The 15,853-nt window shown below is 41.4% G+C and carries 17 protein-coding genes and 1 pseudogene; 1 reads left to right on the plus strand and 17 read right to left on the minus strand.

All coding sequences use genetic code 11. The annotated features are described in order from the left end of the window. Positions 1–66 precede the first annotated feature (66 nt). From secG to ybeY, 8 genes are read right to left on the minus strand one after another with little or no spacing between them, the layout of a single operon-like run. On the minus strand, positions 67–300 hold the full coding sequence (secG, locus tag M594_RS06300; RefSeq protein ID WP_000282517.1) for a preprotein translocase subunit SecG: 234 nt from the start codon (positions 298–300) through the stop codon (positions 67–69). A gap of 39 nt (positions 301–339) precedes the next feature. Next, positions 340–489: a 50S ribosomal protein L33 gene (rpmG, locus tag M594_RS06305; RefSeq protein WP_001809104.1), complete on the minus strand. Its 150-nt coding sequence runs from the start codon at positions 487–489 to the stop codon at positions 340–342. After that, positions 489–1,688 (minus strand): multidrug efflux MFS transporter, encoded by a 1,200-nt coding sequence (locus tag M594_RS06310; protein WP_173876265.1) that lies wholly within the window; start codon positions 1,686–1,688, stop codon positions 489–491. Before M594_RS06310 ends, rpmG begins: the two co-directional genes overlap by 1 nt. Beyond that, entirely contained in the window at positions 1,675–2,280 is a 606-nt protein-coding gene (coaE, locus tag M594_RS06315; protein ID WP_023947227.1) for a dephospho-CoA kinase, read from the minus strand. The genes M594_RS06310 and coaE overlap by 14 nt, the downstream gene beginning before the upstream one ends. Beyond that, the gene (gene mutM / locus M594_RS06320; protein WP_173876266.1) at positions 2,280–3,104 is read right to left on the minus strand and encodes a DNA-formamidopyrimidine glycosylase; all 825 of its coding nucleotides are present in this window, start codon (positions 3,102–3,104) and stop codon (positions 2,280–2,282) included. The genes coaE and mutM overlap by 1 nt, the downstream gene beginning before the upstream one ends. Positions 3,105–3,152: 48 nt before the next feature. Then, positions 3,153–4,052, minus strand: coding sequence for a GTPase Era (gene era / locus M594_RS06325; protein WP_000143254.1), 900 nt, complete (start codon positions 4,050–4,052; stop codon positions 3,153–3,155). A 16-nt stretch (positions 4,053–4,068) separates the two neighbouring features. Then, a complete protein-coding gene (locus M594_RS06330) occupies positions 4,069–4,464 on the minus strand; it encodes a diacylglycerol kinase family protein (RefSeq protein ID WP_000378165.1) in 396 nt (131 codons plus the stop codon). Continuing rightward, a complete protein-coding gene (gene ybeY, locus M594_RS06335) occupies positions 4,445–4,942 on the minus strand; it encodes an rRNA maturation RNase YbeY (protein ID WP_173876267.1) in 498 nt (165 codons plus the stop codon). The genes M594_RS06330 and ybeY overlap by 20 nt, the downstream gene beginning before the upstream one ends. 104 nt (positions 4,943–5,046) lie before the next feature. Here ybeY and pavA point away from each other — a divergent pair, with 104 nt between their 5' ends. Then, entirely contained in the window at positions 5,047–6,702 is a 1,656-nt protein-coding gene (pavA, locus tag M594_RS06340) for an Rqc2 family fibronectin-binding protein PavA (RefSeq protein ID WP_173876268.1), read from the plus strand. 32 nt (positions 6,703–6,734) lie between these two features. On the opposite strand, the gene deoD is transcribed toward pavA, so the two are convergent. The 9 genes and pseudogenes from deoD to M594_RS06385 form a co-directional block, all read right to left on the minus strand. Then, a complete protein-coding gene (gene deoD, locus M594_RS06345) occupies positions 6,735–7,445 on the minus strand; it encodes a purine-nucleoside phosphorylase (protein ID WP_049522200.1) in 711 nt (236 codons plus the stop codon). A 697-nt stretch (positions 7,446–8,142) separates the two neighbouring features. Beyond that, positions 8,143–9,426, minus strand: a complete 1,284-nt coding sequence (locus tag M594_RS06350) for a chloride channel protein (RefSeq protein ID WP_173876269.1) — start codon at positions 9,424–9,426, stop codon at positions 8,143–8,145. A 2-nt stretch (positions 9,427–9,428) separates the two neighbouring features. Then, positions 9,429–10,238: a purine-nucleoside phosphorylase gene (locus tag M594_RS06355; RefSeq protein WP_049510569.1), complete on the minus strand. Its 810-nt coding sequence runs from the start codon at positions 10,236–10,238 to the stop codon at positions 9,429–9,431. Next, positions 10,239–10,794: pseudogene (locus M594_RS06360) on the minus strand (DUF1697 domain-containing protein); the annotation flags it as partial. It abuts the gene before it with no gap. Position 10,795: 1 nt separating this feature from the next. Then, positions 10,796–12,007, minus strand: a complete 1,212-nt coding sequence (locus M594_RS06365; RefSeq protein ID WP_173876271.1) for a phosphopentomutase — start codon at positions 12,005–12,007, stop codon at positions 10,796–10,798. Between the two features lie 23 nt (positions 12,008–12,030). Next, positions 12,031–12,714 (minus strand): ribose-5-phosphate isomerase RpiA, encoded by a 684-nt coding sequence (gene rpiA / locus M594_RS06370; protein WP_173876272.1) that lies wholly within the window; start codon positions 12,712–12,714, stop codon positions 12,031–12,033. Positions 12,715–12,818: 104 nt separating this feature from the next. After that, positions 12,819–13,748 (minus strand): peptidase U32 family protein, encoded by a 930-nt coding sequence (locus M594_RS06375; protein ID WP_173876273.1) that lies wholly within the window; start codon positions 13,746–13,748, stop codon positions 12,819–12,821. A gap of 123 nt (positions 13,749–13,871) precedes the next feature. Next, positions 13,872–14,552, minus strand: coding sequence for an ABC transporter ATP-binding protein (locus M594_RS06380; RefSeq protein WP_173876274.1), 681 nt, complete (start codon positions 14,550–14,552; stop codon positions 13,872–13,874). Between the two features lie 13 nt (positions 14,553–14,565). After that, on the minus strand, positions 14,566–15,621 hold the full coding sequence (locus M594_RS06385; protein WP_173876275.1) for an ABC transporter permease: 1,056 nt from the start codon (positions 15,619–15,621) through the stop codon (positions 14,566–14,568). Between the last annotated feature and the right edge of the window lie 232 nt (positions 15,622–15,853).

Here is a 15,853-nt window from a genome sequence, read left to right on the forward strand (position 1 = left end):
TAAAACCTTCTTACACATCCTTTAAAAACAAAAAGAGGCAAAGACCTAGTCCTGCCCATTATTTTCTTATCTACTTGATAATACCGTCAATGCTAAGGCAATGGCTAGCCAGAAAAAGACTAAAATCCCTGTCAATCGCTGCATTACAGCTTCAAAACCGCGTGCTTTACTGCGTTCAAACAAATCACCTGAGCTGGCATCAAATACATTGCTGGATTGGTTTTTGGTTGGTTGCATGAAAATCGCAATCACAATCACAACAGATAATACTAATAAAATGGTTAATAATAGGTTATACATATCAAACTCCTTAAAATCCCTATTATTTTACCATAAAATCTACTTAGATTCAAGATGTAGGGTTACTTTTCTTTCCTTGGGACAATACTTTAAAACCTCAATCTTGTCTGGATGGGTTTTTGAATTTTTACTGGTTAGGTAATTGATACTGCCACAAGAGGAGCATTTGAGATTAATTTTTACTCGCACTAGATTTCCTTTACTTTTAATAATGTTCGAAATTGAAGAAGGTTAAAGAGACAACTAAAGGCAACACAAAGGCTTGTCGCATAAAAGACTGCATGGTAGCCAAATTTTCCTGCTACTGCAGAACCTGATATAGGCCCAACGACACCTCCCAGATAAAAGAATACCTGATTGAAGGCAAAGACCCTCGAAATACCAGCTTTGGGCGTCATCTTGCTGAGAAGGGCATTAACTCCGGGAATCAAGGCACCGGTTCCCAATCCAAAGAGGAAACGATAAAGTCCTAGTTGAAGCGGACTAGAAGCATTGGCACAGAGGAGATAGATGATAACTGAATAAAACTGGGCTACAATCAAGAGACGATGATTGCCCACCTTGTCACCTAGCTTTCCCATGACTCCTGCACTCATCATACTGGAAAAGCCCATACTGGATACAATCAAACCAGATACAAAAAGAAGATTCTCTGTCTGGCCTAAGTCGCGTACATACAGAGCTAAGATAGGGCCGATTGATTGGGCTGAAAATTGGATGACAAAACTGGTCAGAAAGAGGTTGACCAAGAGATAGGGATATTTAACTGATGTAAATAATTCCTTTGTTGGGATGGCCTTTTCCTTGGCTACTGGTTGAAACTCTTCCTTAATAAAGCAAATAGTTAAAACAGCAGCTAAGAATAGAAAACTACCAACCAGTAAGAAAACAGTACGAATGCCAAATAATTCTGCAATAAATCCCCCGATAAAGGGACCAGTTAGAGTACCTGCAACTACGCCTGTAGACAAAGTACCTAAGGCAGAGCCTGATTTCTCCTTGGGAACCTGACTGGCTATCAAGGCCGTTGCATTGGGAACAAATCCCGCAAATACACCGTTTAATAAACGAAGAAAGATTAACCAATAGATATTTGGGACAAAGGCCAAACCTCCCATAGTGATAGTCATGGCCAGACCAGCACGAATCATCATGGGTTTTCGACCGTATTTATCAGCAAAAATACCCCAGATAGGAGAAAAGAGCGCCGCAGAAATAGCAGAGACAGAAATAGCTAAACCTGCATAAAAAGCGACTTGCTCACTCCCTACACCCAGATTTTCCACAAAAATGGGCATAAAGGGCACAACCAAAGAAATACTGGCTCCTGTCAGAAAATTACCAAACCAGGCAATACGCAAATTATCCTTCCAGTTAATCTCTGTCATATTGCTTACCTCCCTCGAGAAGGATACGCACTTGAGTAAGAAGCTGGTCCAGATTGCCATTATTGTCTAGAACATGGCTAGCTAAACCTTTCTTTTGCTCTAAAGGCCACTGGGCTGCCAGACGAGATTCAGCTTCATTTTTGGACAACTGGTCTCTTTTCATTAAACGTTCTACTTGGGTATCTCGGTCCACATAGACCAACCACGTCTCATCAAACCAAGCGCTGTAGTCCTGCTCAAAAAGCAGGGGAATATCCATGAAAAAAATCTCTTCTGTCTGAACCAACTGGTCTCTCAAAGTAGCCAGTTCTTCACGAATAATCTCCCCTTGGATTCGCTTAGACCATTCTCGTTCCTCAGGATTTGAAAAGATGAGACTAGCTAGGAGAGGGCGATTGAGTTCTCCATTTTCTAGAATGATTTCTTGACCAAAATGCTGAACTAGAGCCTCAAACAGACGACCACCAGGTTTCTGTAGTTGGTGGACGACTGCATCGGCATCCACCACTTGAAAACCTTGCTGTCTAAGAAAATTTGTCACAGTTGACTTACCCGAGGCAATTCCTCCTGTGATTCCGATGATTTTTCCCATCAGTCCCTCCTTTGACAGTTTGGACAAAAGTGGGTGCCTCGTCTGCCTAGTTGGATTTTTTCAATCACAGTGCCACAGCGTACACATTCTTGACCAGCCTTGTCATAGACCTGATGAAAATCCTGCATGGTTCCATCTTCCCCAAAGGCATTGGTATAAGTCCGAATGGTGGAACCACCTTTTTCAACAGCCTGACCCAAAACAGCGATGGTCTGGTCATGAATGGCTGTCGCTTCTGCTACTGTCAAAGTTTGCGAAGGTCTTGCTGGATGAACCTGAGCTCGCCAGAGGACTTCATCCACATAAATATTGCCAAGACCAGCAACCAAGGTCTGGTCTAAAAGGTGGGATTTGATAGGCTTTTTGGACTTGGCTAGGGCAGCTTGAAAGACCTGCAAATCAAATTCTTGTTCGCTTGGTTCAGGCCCTAATTTTTTAGAAATAAAGTAGGCTTCCAAAAGGTCTGGTGCAAACAGTTCCATAGTCCCAAACTTGCGTACATCCTCATAAACAAGCGTGCCACCGTCTTCAAACTGGAAGAAAACATGGGCATGCTTACGTTCAGGAACCTGGTCTGGATAGTAAAAATACTTGCCTTCCATGCGCAAATGGGAAATCAAGACCTTGTCTGTCAGGCAGAAAAGCAAATATTTTCCACGACGTCCCATGGACTCAACAATCTGACCAGGCACTTCCTTTTGAAACTCGTCCAAATTCGTCTTAATCATCTTGGGATAGCGAATTTCTATACTCGAAATCTTCTTTCCCAGAATCAATTTTTCTAAACCACGACGAACGGTTTCAACCTCAGGTAATTCAGGCATAAGTCCTCCTTCTGTAAAAACAAGAAGCAGGCATGAGCCCACCTCTACTTAGTATTCTTTTTCATTATAGCCAAAGTCAGCCAAATCTAGTTTTTTATCGCGCCAGTTTTTCTTGACCTTGACCCATGTTTCTAGGAAGACCTTGTCTCCTAGCATGAGTTCGATATCACGACGAGCCATGCTACCGATTTTCTTAAGCATAGCGCCACCTTTACCGATGATAATCCCTTTCTGACTATCGCGCTCCACCATGATAGTTGCACGGATGTGAACCTTATCTGTCTCTTCGTCTCGTTTCATAGAATCAACTACTACAGCAACTGAGTGAGGAATCTCTTCACGAGTTAGGTGCAAGACTTTCTCACGAACCATCTCTGAAACCAAGAAACGTTCTGGATGGTCTGTGATTTGATCAGACGGGAAATACTGGAAACCTTCGTCCAGATTTTCACTCAAAATATCCACTAGACGAGACACGTTATTTCCCTGAAGGGCTGAGATTGGAACGATTTCTTTGAAGTCCATCTGATTTCGGAAATCATCAATCTGAGACAAAAGCTGGTCTGGATGGACCTTATCAATCTTGTTTACCACTAGAATCACAGGAATCTTGGCAGCCTTGAGACGCTCGATAATCATGTCGTCTCCCTTACCACGCGCTTCATCAGCGGGCACCATGAAAAGAACGGTGTCCACTTCACGAAGGGTGCTGTAGGCAGACTCAACCATGAAATCTCCAAGGGCCGTTTTAGGCTTGTGAATCCCTGGCGTGTCGATAAAGACGATTTGCTCCTTATCGGTCGTGTAAATTCCCATGATTTTGTTGCGCGTTGTCTGCGCCTTGTCACTCATGATGGCAATCTTTTGCCCCATGACGTGATTTAAAAAGGTTGACTTCCCAACATTGGGACGTCCTAAAATGGCTACAAAGCCTGATTTAAAAGTCATAATTTCCTCTTACTGTTTAAAATATTAAGTCCCAGATTCGTGGGAGAAAAATCAATGCGCCTGTTAAGGCTGCGAAAAGAGAGACCACTAATACCGCGCCAGCCGCCATATCCTTGGCATTTTTAGCCAGCATGGAAAAGTGATAGTGACTGGCCAAATCCACCACATTTTCAATGGCAGAGTTGATAATTTCAAAGGCTACTACCAAGAAAATGCTCAATAGGAGAAAGAGCCATTCGATTCGTGACACCTGAAAAACAAAACCTGCCAGGATGACCACTAGAGCCGTCACTGCATGTTTTCGCATATTGCGTTCTTCCTTTATAGCAGTAAAAATCCCTGTGAGGGCAAATTCTAAACTGGATATCAGGTCACGATTTTTCCATTTTCGTTTATTGTCTTGTGAGTCCATAGGCTGTCAAAATCTCTTCTTGTAAACCGAACATCTCCTCTTCTTCTTCCGGAGTGTAGTGATCATAGCCGTTGATATGTAAAAAGCCGTGTACTGCCAAGAAGCCCATCTCACGCTCAAAGCTGTGACCATATTCCTCAGCCTGCTCATGAGCCTTATCGATAGAGATGAACAGTTCCCCAATATAGGCATCAAACTCAGACATCATCTCTGCTAATTCCGGATTTTCAAGCAAATCCTCTTCGTCAAAGGCAATTTCCAACTCTGGCTTATACTCAAGGCTGATGACATCTGTCGGACGGTCGGTGTCACGGTACTCCAGATTGAGTTCATGACTACGCTCATTGGTCACAAAGGTAACTGCCATCTCCTTGTCTTCTTTTCCTAATTTTTGGGCTGCAAATTCCAAAATCTCTTGGGTTTGTTGCAACATTTCTTTTGAAACTTGACCAGTTTCATCTACCATTTCAATATACATGTGCTTCTCGTTTCTCTTTACTTGGCTTTATTATACCACATTTCCATGATTTTATTCTACCTTTTTGATATAATACTATGGAATACAATCACAAGGAGAGAACGATGTCATTTGACGGATTTTTTTTACACCACATGGTTGAGGAATTGCGAAGAGAATTAGTGAATGGTCGCATTCAGAAAATCAATCAACCTTTTGAACAAGAGTTGGTCTTGCAAATCCGTAGCAATCGCCAAAGTCATCGCCTGCTCCTTTCTGCCCATCCAGTTTTTGGACGCATTCAGCTGACCCAAACAACTTTTGAAAACCCAGCCCAGCCTTCTACCTTTATCATGGTTTTAAGAAAATATTTGCAGGGTGCCCTGATTGAGTCGATTGAGCAAGTGGAAAATGACCGTATTGTGGAAATTACGGTTTCTAATAAAAACGAGATTGGGGACCATATTCAGGCTACCTTGATTATCGAAATTATGGGGAAACACAGTAATATTCTACTGGTCGATAAAAGCAGTCATAAAATCCTCGAAGTTATCAAACATGTTGGCTTTTCACAAAATAGCTACCGCACCTTGCTTCCTGGATCGACCTATATCGCTCCGCCAAGTACGGAAGCTCTCAATCCTTTTACAATCAAGGACGAGAAACTTTTTGAAATCCTGCAAACACAGGAAACGACAGCTAAAAATCTTCAAAGCCTCTTTCAAGGTCTGGGACGCGATACGGCAAATGAATTGGAAAGGATACTGGTTAGTGAAAAACTTTCCACTTTCCGAAACTTTTTCAATCAAGAAACCAAGCCATGCTTGACTGAGACTTCCTTCAGCCCAGTTCCTTTTGCAAATCAGGTGGGAGAGCCTTTTGCCAGTCTTTCTGATTTGTTGGACACCTACTATAAGGATAAGGCTGAGCGCGACCGCGTAAAACAGCAAGCCAGTGAACTCATTCGTCGTGTTGAAAATGAACTTCAAAAAAATCGTCATAAGCTTAAAAAACAAGAAAAAGAGTTACTGGCGACAGACAACGCTGAAGAATTTCGTCAAAAGGGGGAATTACTGACAACCTTCCTCCATCAAGTTCCTAATGACCAAGATCAGGTTATCCTAGACAACTACTATACTAATCAACCTATCACAATTGCGCTTGATAAGGCCTTGACTCCCAACCAGAATGCCCAACGCTATTTTAAACGGTATCAGAAACTCAAAGAAGCTGTCAAATACTTGACTGAGCTGATTGAGGAAACCAAGGCAACCATTCTCTATCTGGAAAGTGTAGAAACCGTCCTCAACCAAGCTGGACTAGAAGAAATCGCTGAAATCCGTGAAGAATTGATCCAAACAGGTTTTATCCGCAGAAGACAACGGGAGAAAATCCAGAAACGCAAAAAACCAGAACAATATCTAGCAAGCGATGGCAAAACCATCATCTATGTCGGTCGCAATAACCTGCAAAATGAGGAGCTAACCTTTAAAATGGCCCGCAAGGAGGAACTTTGGTTCCATGCCAAGGACATTCCTGGAAGCCATGTTGTCATCTCAGGCAATCTTGACCCATCTGATGAAGTCAAGACAGACGCAGCAGAGCTGGCCGCCTACTTCTCTCAAGGACGCCTGTCAAATCTGGTGCAGGTAGATATGATTGAAGTCAAGAAACTCAATAAACCAACTGGTGGAAAACCAGGCTTTGTCACTTACACAGGACAAAAGACCCTCCGTGTCACACCAGACCCAGAAAAAATCGCATCCATAAAAAAATCCTGATGTTACTTGAAATCAGGATTTTCTTTTACATTTTACTCTGCAATTAAGGTTTCTAATCCAACCTTCATCATATCTGTAAAGGTATTTTGACGCTCTTCTGCAGTCGTGTCTTCATCTGGATTGACCAAACTATCAGAAATAGTCATGATAGCAAGGGCATCAACATGGTATTGAGCAGCCAGATAGTAAAGAGCTGCTGCTTCCATTTCCACAGCCTTGACTCCCCATTTACCAAGTTCGATGTTCTTTTCAAAGTAGTTTGAATAAAAGACATCAGAAGACAAAACGTTCCCAACGTGGGTGGTCATACCGAGTTCTTTGGCGATATGGTAGGCCTTGTCCAGCAAATCAAAGCTAGCGATTTGTGGGAAATCGTACTGTGGCCAGTCATTGCGGATGATGTTAGAGTTGGTTGCAGCTGCCTGCGCCAAAACCAATTCACGGACGTGAACGTCTTCATTCAAAGAACCTGCAGTTCCCACACGGATCAATTTTTTTACTCCGTAGTCAACAATTAACTCACGCGCATAAATCGAAATAGAGGGCATCCCCATCCCAGTTCCCATGACAGATACACGGTGGCCCTTGTAAGTACCAGTGTAACCAAACATATTACGCACTTCGTTAAAACAAACAGCATCTTCAAGAAAATTCTCCGCAATAAATTTCGCACGAAGAGGATCCCCAGGAAGAAGAATTTTATCAGCAATTTCACCCTGCTGAGCAGCAATATGGATAGACATAATTTATGATACAAAGAGCGACAAGAAAACGAGTGAAAATTAGGAATCTGACGAGAAATCCTGATTTCTCAGTCAGATTATCTATTTTCCAAGTTTTCCGCTCGTGTTCAAATTAGAACACCTCACTCTACCTTTCTTTTTTTATATTCAGGATAGCGACAGAGAATAAAGTAAAAATAGGAAACTGATGACGCATCGCAGATGCTAAACAGTTTATCTTTTTTACACAGTTCTCCGCCCGTATTCAGTTCAGCAAATACGGTTTACCCATCCTTTCTTTATTCTAAAATTTATAATCAGAAAGATACCAAACCCGTCAAAAAGCAAAGGGAAAATAGGAGTTGGGTGCAGTGAGCGATGCTCGCTAGACCAACTATCTTTTTCCCACTGCTTTTAGGGTGGGTTCAATTCCTTCCTTTCTTAATTTTGATGATATTGAGAAGATTAGAGCGGCTTCAATTCAATCCCGAACTCCCCTTCTCTTCTGAGTTTTTAGAAAAGTTTTCCGCTCGTGTTTAAATCAGAACACACGCTCTACCTTTCTTTTTATTATTTTTATATTTCATAGCTAGGAAAAATCGTATTCAATCATGACTCCGATAAACCTACTACATTTTTATTTAAAACAGTTATTGATAAACTGACAATAGTTTTTAATCTTTTAAGATAAATCCTTGATTAGAAGAAACGGCATTTCCTACCTAATTACTTTATTCTTTAACTTCTGACACAGTATGCTAGCCCAAGGAAAGCGATCTAACACTTTTGCAAAACCATAAGCTAGGAAAGCAGTTACTAAGAGATACGGAAGAGAATCTAAACCTATTCCAGTGAAGCCTATTACTAATCCAGTTGCAGAAATGGGCGCCCTCAAGGTCACAGACAAAAAGCAAACAGATCCCAAAAGCAACATGGTTAAATGGCTATCTCCACCTAGAATTATGCCAAGGAGTGTAGCTCCAGCCATCCCCAAAGCAAAAGATGGTGTGAGTGTACCACCATAGGCTCCTGCCCAAAGAGTAATAAGAACGACCACTGCTTTTAGGAAAAACATGAGAAGCACTGTTTGGCCACTGCTACCATTTAAAATCTCCTGAGCCATCATCCGTCCATTTCCAAGTAGGTGTGGAAAATAACTTGCCAATCCAACAAGAAAAAGAAAAGCTGTAGGCAATGTGAGAAGTACTCGTTTATCTTTTATCCTGTTTGAAGACATTTCTTTACTTAAGCGACCAAAAAACCAAGCTAGTGGAGTTAAGAAAAGAAGTAATAAGGGAATAATCCATATTTCCTTTAATGACCATGAGAGGGATGGAATCTGGTAGAGAGCCTGATCTGAAATAACCAAGCCTGCTATATAGGTTGAAACATAGGTAGTCAAACCGATTAAGACAAATCGTTTAATAGATAGAGCAATTCCTAGGGTTTCAAAAACAAAGAAGACACTTGTTAATGGAACCTGATAGACAGCCGCTAAACCAGCACCAGCACCACAAGCAAGGAGAAAGATTTGATCCTTCTTAGAGAGAAAACATATTTTTCCAATTGGCCCTGCAAATAGAGTTCCAATCTCTCGTGGCGCAGCTTCTTTACCAATAGGCGCTCCCCCTCCAACTGCAATAATCTGCCAAATTGAATGAAATAGCTGTTTTAGAAAATGAAGCTTGTATTGTGAAGTCTCATCCTTCATCTGAGCTTTGATGGAATAAATCTTCGACCCTTTTTGCAAGAAATACCAGACCAAGGATGAGCCAAGACCCACAATTATTAAACATAGTCCTATCCTTGAGGAGGAAACTCCATCTGTCAAAAATCCACTATGATGTTCTGACTGACCAAAAGCTAGACTCTCTACTATCTCTAAAAGATAATGGAGAAAAATACCAGATAAACCCGAAACTATTCCTTGTAGAATTACTGCTATGAATAATCTAAAATTATAAGGGATTTTTCGAAAAATACTCCTCAATTCTATTAACATGATTACAATTCAGCAAGAATCGCTTTAAGCAAGCCTTTGAAATCACCTTTAACACGTTCAGTCACTTCTACAACTTCTTCGTGGTTGAGTTCTTCTTGGAAGCCTGCAGCATGGTTAGTAATACATGAAATACCGAGAACTTTCAAGCCTGAGTGAGCTGCCACAATAACTTCAGGAACAGTCGACATACCAACTGCATCTGCTCCCAGTGTCTTATAGGCGCGAATTTCTGCTGGTGTTTCATAAGTCGGACCAGTTACACCGATATAGACACCTTCATCAAGCTTGATACCAAGTTTCTTAGCCACTTCATGGGCAGTAGCACGGTATTCTGGTGTATAGGCTTTAGACATATCAGGGAAACGTGGACCAAAATCATCCAAGTTTTCACCCATCAATGGGTTCTGCCCCGTCATATTGATATGGTCTGAGATAGCCATCAAGGTACCAGGACCAAATCCAATACCTCCAGCTGCATTGGTTACAATGACACCTTCACATCCAAGAACTTTCATGACACGCACTGGGAAAGTCACCACTTCCAGAGGATTTCCCTCGTAGAAATGGAAGCGACCTTGAAGAGCCAAAACTTTTCGACCTGCAAGGTCACCATATACCAATTTCCCTGCGTGACCAACTACTGTAGAGCGGCCCCAGTTTGGAATCTCAGCATAGTCTACTATAACTGGATTTTCGATTTCTTCTGCAAGTTCTCCCAGACCTGATCCAAGTATTAAACCAAACTCAGGTGCTTGGATTCCCTTGTCTTTCAGGAAGGCAGCTGTTTCCTTGATCTTATTTAAAAACGTCATTGTGTCTCCTTTATTATTTTTTTAGCATTTGACCGATTTTGTCAAAAGTTTTAGCATTACGAATGGTGATTTGGCGGTAGAAAGGCATCTTGAGTAAGTATTTGTGATAGGCAGTTGCATAGTAGGATTCTTCAGAAAATTTCCCCCAGAAAATACCAAGTTTTCCGAAATGAAGAACTTCATCTTCCAGTTCTAAACTTTCAACTTTCTCAATGACTTGAGCCACATCCAAGCCCTCCGTGTAAAAGAGGACATCCTTTCGTGCCAAATCTTTGGTCCACCAAGCTGGTAGATTCTCCACTTCTGCTTCATAGTCTTCCTGACTCAGCAAGGAAAAGTTCTGAATAAATGGATAATGGACTTCAAAGAAAGCCTCTAACTTTTCAACCAATCGTACTTTGGGAACTATCGATGTAAAGAAAATATTGCCACTGTTGATGTAGGTCTCAACCTTTTCCAGTCCCAAGTCTGTCAATTCTTGCCGAAGCTCCGCCATGACGACCTTATTTTTCCCACCGACATTAATGCCCCTTACCAGTAAAGCATAGCGCGTCATCTTATACCAATTTATCTAAGAAACTTTCCCCAATCATGGCAGTTTCAACACCAAAGTTATCCGCAACTGTCGCTGAGATATCTGCAAAATATCCAACTGGAATGACACCATTTCCTTTAAAGGAAGGACTGTAAGCCAAAAGTGGAATATATTCGCGAGTGTGGTCTGTTCCTGCATAGGTTGGGTCATTTCCATGGTCCGCTGTAATCAAGAGAAGATCATTCTCTCTCATGGCTGCAATAATTTCAGGTAATCGTTCATCAAACTCATGCAAGCAATCACGATAACCGTGAGCATTACGACGGTGGCCGTAAAGGGCATCAAAGTCAACCAAGTTTGTGAATGAGAATCCTTTTTCAAACTCAGCAAGGCCTATGGTCTTCAATAGTGTATCAATTCCATGGCTGTTTGACTTGTTGTGGCCCATGTCATGGTTGATACCAGCACCGTTAAAGATATCGTTGATTTTACCAACAGCATAAGTATCGATACCTGCTTCGTTCAATTTATCCAAAACAGTTGGTGCAAATGGAGATACAGCCAAGTCACGACGATTTGCTGTACGAGTGAAGTTACCTGGTTCACCTACATAAGGACGGGCAATGATACGACCTAGAAGGGCAGGACGCTCAAGGGTAATCGAACGCGCGTATTCACAGATACGGTACAATTCATCCAAAGGAATAATATCTTCATGAGCAGCAATTTGCAAAACAGGGTCAGCTGAAGTATAGATAATCAACTCTCCAGTTTCCATCTGACGTGGTCCAAAATCATCGATAACAGCCGTTCCTGAGTAAGGTTTGTTAGCTTCACGAATAACCTTGCGTCCTGAAAATTCTTCGATTTTTGTCAGGATTTCTTCTGGGAATCCGTTCCAAAAAGTATCGAAAGGCTCCGTAATGTTGAGTCCCATGATTTCCCAGTGTCCAGTCATGGTATCCTTACCAAGAGACACTTCTTCCAATTTTGTTGCATAACCTGTTGGATTGCTTTCAGCTGGTACAGTCTTAAGAGGGGTTTCACGAGGAATATTTCCTAGACCAATTTTAGCCATGTTTGGGACATTCAAACCAACTGCTTTTGAAATGTGTCCTAATGTGTCAGAAGCTCCATCTGGAACTCCTGCATTGACAAAGTTATTAGCATCTGGTGCAGCACCGATTCCCACAGAATCCAGTACCACCAAGTGAATACGATTAAATTTTGACATAATGTGTCTCCTTATTATGTTGATTAGTTTGCTTTTGTTGAAGTTAAAATCTGAACCCCATCTCGTCCAGCAACGATGACCTTATCAACCATTTGGTTGAATAATCCGTGCTCTACAACACCAACGACATGGTCCAATTCTTGTCCGAAAGCAATTGGATCCTCGATGACATCCAAGGCAAGGTCAATGATAAAGTTCTGCATATCGGTCACAAAACGTTGGCCATCTTTTTCACGGAAGCTTGGTTTGTAGCCAGCTTGCTCAAAACGACGAAAGACCTGTTCTGCACCATACTGAACCACTTCTACTGGCAATTTAAAAGCACCTAGTTTCTCAAACAGCTTGCTTTCATCCACCACCCAAATATATTCTTTTGAGGGCGTTGCGACAACCTTCTCCATCAGAAGAGCACCACCACCACCTTTTATTCCATTAAACTGACTATCCACTTCATCCGCCCCGTCAACTGTCACATCGACGAAGTCTACTTGGTCAATAGACTTGAGTGGGATATTAAGCCCTTCAGCCTGTTTACTAGTCACACTAGAAGTCGTTACAGCTGTAATCTGCAATCCTTCTTCCTTGATACGACGACCGATTTCTTCTACAAAATAATAGGCAGTAGAACCCGTTCCCAGTCCGACAATCATGCCATCATTGACAAATTCAGCAGCCTTGATACCTGCTATTTTCTTCAGATTTTCCACTCAAACACCTCCATTAAAGAGCTACTTTTATTATAACATCTATTCGTTTTTATTTCATGGATACACTGGAAAAACCCGAACATTTTATTTCGGGTTTTGATGTCCTATTTAACCATATCAGGATCGTAGTCATAGAATCCTGTATCAAGGAATCGGTTTTTAGGGTGAAGTTTACGAACTTCTTCATCTAGCAAGAAGGCTTGATCATGGCTAAAGTTGCCCTCTTGAATCAAACTACGTGCTTGGATAAAGAGTTTTGCAATCTCAACAAAGTTCTGACCAGGAGTGTAGAGCCCTTCTAGTTTCCAGTGAGTAAATCCATGCTCTACCAATTCTGTCAATTTGGTCATCAAATCAAGGTCGTTATTGGCAAAGATGTGGGTACCATGATTGTCTTCAAAAATGGAATAATGGCTCTCAGGGTCACTTGGCTCAGCCAAGAAGAGGTCACGCTTGCGAGTCTTTTCGTCATCGATATGTGTAAAGTTATAGTAGTTTTGCAAGAGAGGACGCTTAGAATGGTGAATCACACTAGCTCCATAAACCAACACTTCAGCAGGAATTTCCAAAATCTCTGGCATTTTGAAGAGTTCAGCAGATGGAATTTCACGCGCCAAAACAGCCTCAGATGCGCCAGCCTTTTGTCCCCAGAAGTTGATCTGACGACTGCTAGTGACCATAGTCGAAGCATCATAGATAGTCTTAAAGGAATAACCATCGCGGTTGACCACGTAAAAGACACCCGCATCCCCAATCGTAATGTAGTCTGTCTTGATTTCTTCCAAGAAGTCTAAGAAAGGCTTGATACGGTCCATCATATCTTGGTGCATGAGGGCGTTAACCGCAACGATCAATTCCTTACCAGTATCATGAACCAGATTAGCGATTTCACGCAATTGGTCATGACTAAAGGTTGTCGGCAGACGAAGGCCAAAATCTTTCTCACCGACATATATACGGTCTACGCCAGCTTCGAGCAGTTGTTTAACTTGTTCAATACTTTCAGCAGTTGCTGTAATGATAATCTTTTCCATAAGGAAAATTATACCATATTTCTCAAAAATCAGCTATGAATACTGGGAGTTTTACAAAAAGTTAGGCTTATTTTTAACTTTTGAAATTAAAAAGTGAACAGTACCAGCACCGCTCACTCTATTTTATGCATGTGTTTCTTTAACTAGGTAGCCGTCGTTCATAACATAAATACGGTCCACCTTATCAAGAAGGCGTGTATCATGAGTAATCATGACAACTCCTCTACCTTGTTCATGGGCAATGGCGGCCAACATTTCCGTTACTTGATAGGCCCTCTCTGTGTCAAGGCTGGCTGTCGGTTCATCTGCAAGAACGATACTCGGATTGTTATAAAGCGCTCTAGCAATTGCGGCCCGTTGACGTTCACCACCTGATAAAGCCTTTGGATACTGATTTTGTACTTTTTCCAAATCCAACAAGTCAAGTAACTCTTTTCGATCACTTTTACTATTTTTTCCCTTATCCAGTCTGTCAATCAAATCCAGCTGTTCTTTGACCGTTAGAAAAGGAATTAAGTTTGAAGCCTGAAGAATAAAGCCAAACTCTCTAAAACGGAGGTCTGTTTTCTCCTTCTCCGTCAAACTGCCTGTTTCCTTCCCCTTTACCAAAATCTTTCCACTCGATGCTTCCTGAAGTTGTCCTAGAGTTGTTAGAAAGGTCGTCTTTCCAGAGCCTGAAGGCCCAACGATTGCTACGAACTCTCCCGCATTCAGCTGGAAATTCGTCTCATGCAGGGCCACGACTTTCATCTTTCCTTCCCCATACGTTTTTGTCACTTGAGTCATTTCAATTAATGCTGTCATACTATTCTCCTCATCATTCTGCAATCGCAGTAATCGGGTTCACCTTTAGCAAGCGTGGAAATGAAATGACGCCACCTAGCATGGCCATCAAGCAAATCACAAAGCTTAGGACAGAATAGGCTAACCAACTTGGGTAGAAAAAGAAGGTAGCTGGCAAGACTAAAATCACTCCTCCAATAGCCAGCAAGGCTAAAGCAATCCCCATACCAGCTAGGAAGAAGATTTGACAGAAAAGAGACCATACAATGGTTTTGATCTGTATTCCCTGAGCCCGCATTATTCCATAAAGCCCTAGTTTTTGTATGGTAATGATATAAACAAATATACCCACAATCAAGCCTGTGATGACAATCATAGCAAGAATCATCCCTGAAAATACATTAACCTGAGGTGTGTAACCAGGAATTTTCGATATCATTTTTGGAATAGAAATCTGTTTCAGTCCATCGCCAGCCAATTCTATATCATTTTTCAATACCAAGGCAGAGATCGATTTATTAGATTTTAAAGTTCCTTGTAAGTTCCAATAAGTTGTCAAACTCGTAAAGACAACTGGCTCAGTAAAAAACTTATTTCCTTTAGTCAGCCCTACAATCTTGTAACTTACTTCGCTTCCATTGAGCTGAATGGCATCACCCAACTTCATTCCATAGTTTTCAAACGACTGATCCACGACCACCTCATCATCCCCTTCAGGATAACGGCCCTCCTGCAAACTAGGTGAAATAAAAGAGTCCCATTCTTGAGCAAAGATGGAAACATTGACCTTTTCACTATCATCGACTAGATTGGTCACAGCGAACATATAACCCAGTGGAACTGCCTCTTTAGAACTCTTATCCTTATAGTCCTTTTCAGGAATAAAAGATGCCGTCAAATTATCATTTGCATAGTCAGATAAAACCACACCCGTCGCTTGCCAATTATCAATAGCGGCTCGGTTGTTTCGCACAAGACCAAGAGCTAAACTGGTCATAAAAAAGACCATGAAAGCGATAAGAAAAATGGTAGTTAAAATCAAACTATATCGAAGTTTGTTTTGTAATATTTCTTTGATAGCAAGATACATGCTTATCTCCTTTAACTTTTCAAGAGGTATCGATTAGACACCCCACTACTATAAAAATAGGAGACAGAAAATCTGTCTCTGTATTCAAAACAAATCTCACTAATCAAATTAAATAAAATCAAGAAAATAAGGAGACAAATTTTCGTAAAAAAGAATCATTTGGTAGCTCTATTTCCTTGCTAATATAAGCAATTATGAATATTAATAAGTATTTGGTGTCCATCCATCCTAT

Source organism: Streptococcus mitis (assembly GCF_013305725.1).
In the GTDB taxonomy this organism is placed as follows: Bacteria; Bacillota; Bacilli; order Lactobacillales; family Streptococcaceae; genus Streptococcus; species Streptococcus mitis_BO.

Excerpts from the sequence above, each read along its gene's own strand:
- M594_RS06375 (WP_173876273.1), bottom strand. The coding sequence starts at position 13,748 with ATGGAAAAGATTATCATTACAGCAACTGCTGAAAGTATTGAACAAGTT.
- M594_RS06310 (WP_173876265.1), bottom strand. The coding sequence starts at position 1,688 with ATGACAGAGATTAACTGGAAGGATAATTTGCGTATTGCCTGGTTTGGT.
- M594_RS06365 (WP_173876271.1), bottom strand. The coding sequence starts at position 12,007 with ATGTCAAAATTTAATCGTATTCACTTGGTGGTACTGGATTCTGTGGGA.
- M594_RS06355 (WP_049510569.1), bottom strand. The coding sequence starts at position 10,238 with ATGACGTTTTTAAATAAGATCAAGGAAACAGCTGCCTTCCTGAAAGAC.
- coaE (WP_023947227.1), bottom strand. The coding sequence starts at position 2,280 with ATGGGAAAAATCATCGGAATCACAGGAGGAATTGCCTCGGGTAAGTCA.
- M594_RS06380 (WP_173876274.1), bottom strand. The coding sequence starts at position 14,552 with ATGACAGCATTAATTGAAATGACTCAAGTGACAAAAACGTATGGGGAA.
- secG (WP_000282517.1), bottom strand. The coding sequence starts at position 300 with ATGTATAACCTATTATTAACCATTTTATTAGTATTATCTGTTGTGATT.
- ybeY (WP_173876267.1), bottom strand. The coding sequence starts at position 4,942 with ATGTATATTGAAATGGTAGATGAAACTGGTCAAGTTTCAAAAGAAATG.
- mutM (WP_173876266.1), bottom strand. The coding sequence starts at position 3,104 with ATGCCTGAATTACCTGAGGTTGAAACCGTTCGTCGTGGTTTAGAAAAA.
- era (WP_000143254.1), bottom strand. The coding sequence starts at position 4,052 with ATGACTTTTAAATCAGGCTTTGTAGCCATTTTAGGACGTCCCAATGTT.
- deoD (WP_049522200.1), bottom strand. The coding sequence starts at position 7,445 with ATGTCTATCCATATTGCTGCTCAGCAGGGTGAAATTGCTGATAAAATT.
- M594_RS06330 (WP_000378165.1), bottom strand. The coding sequence starts at position 4,464 with ATGGACTCACAAGACAATAAACGAAAATGGAAAAATCGTGACCTGATA.
- M594_RS06350 (WP_173876269.1), bottom strand. The coding sequence starts at position 9,426 with ATGTTAATAGAATTGAGGAGTATTTTTCGAAAAATCCCTTATAATTTT.
- M594_RS06385 (WP_173876275.1), bottom strand. The coding sequence starts at position 15,621 with ATGTATCTTGCTATCAAAGAAATATTACAAAACAAACTTCGATATAGT.
- pavA (WP_173876268.1), top strand. The coding sequence starts at position 5,047 with ATGTCATTTGACGGATTTTTTTTACACCACATGGTTGAGGAATTGCGA.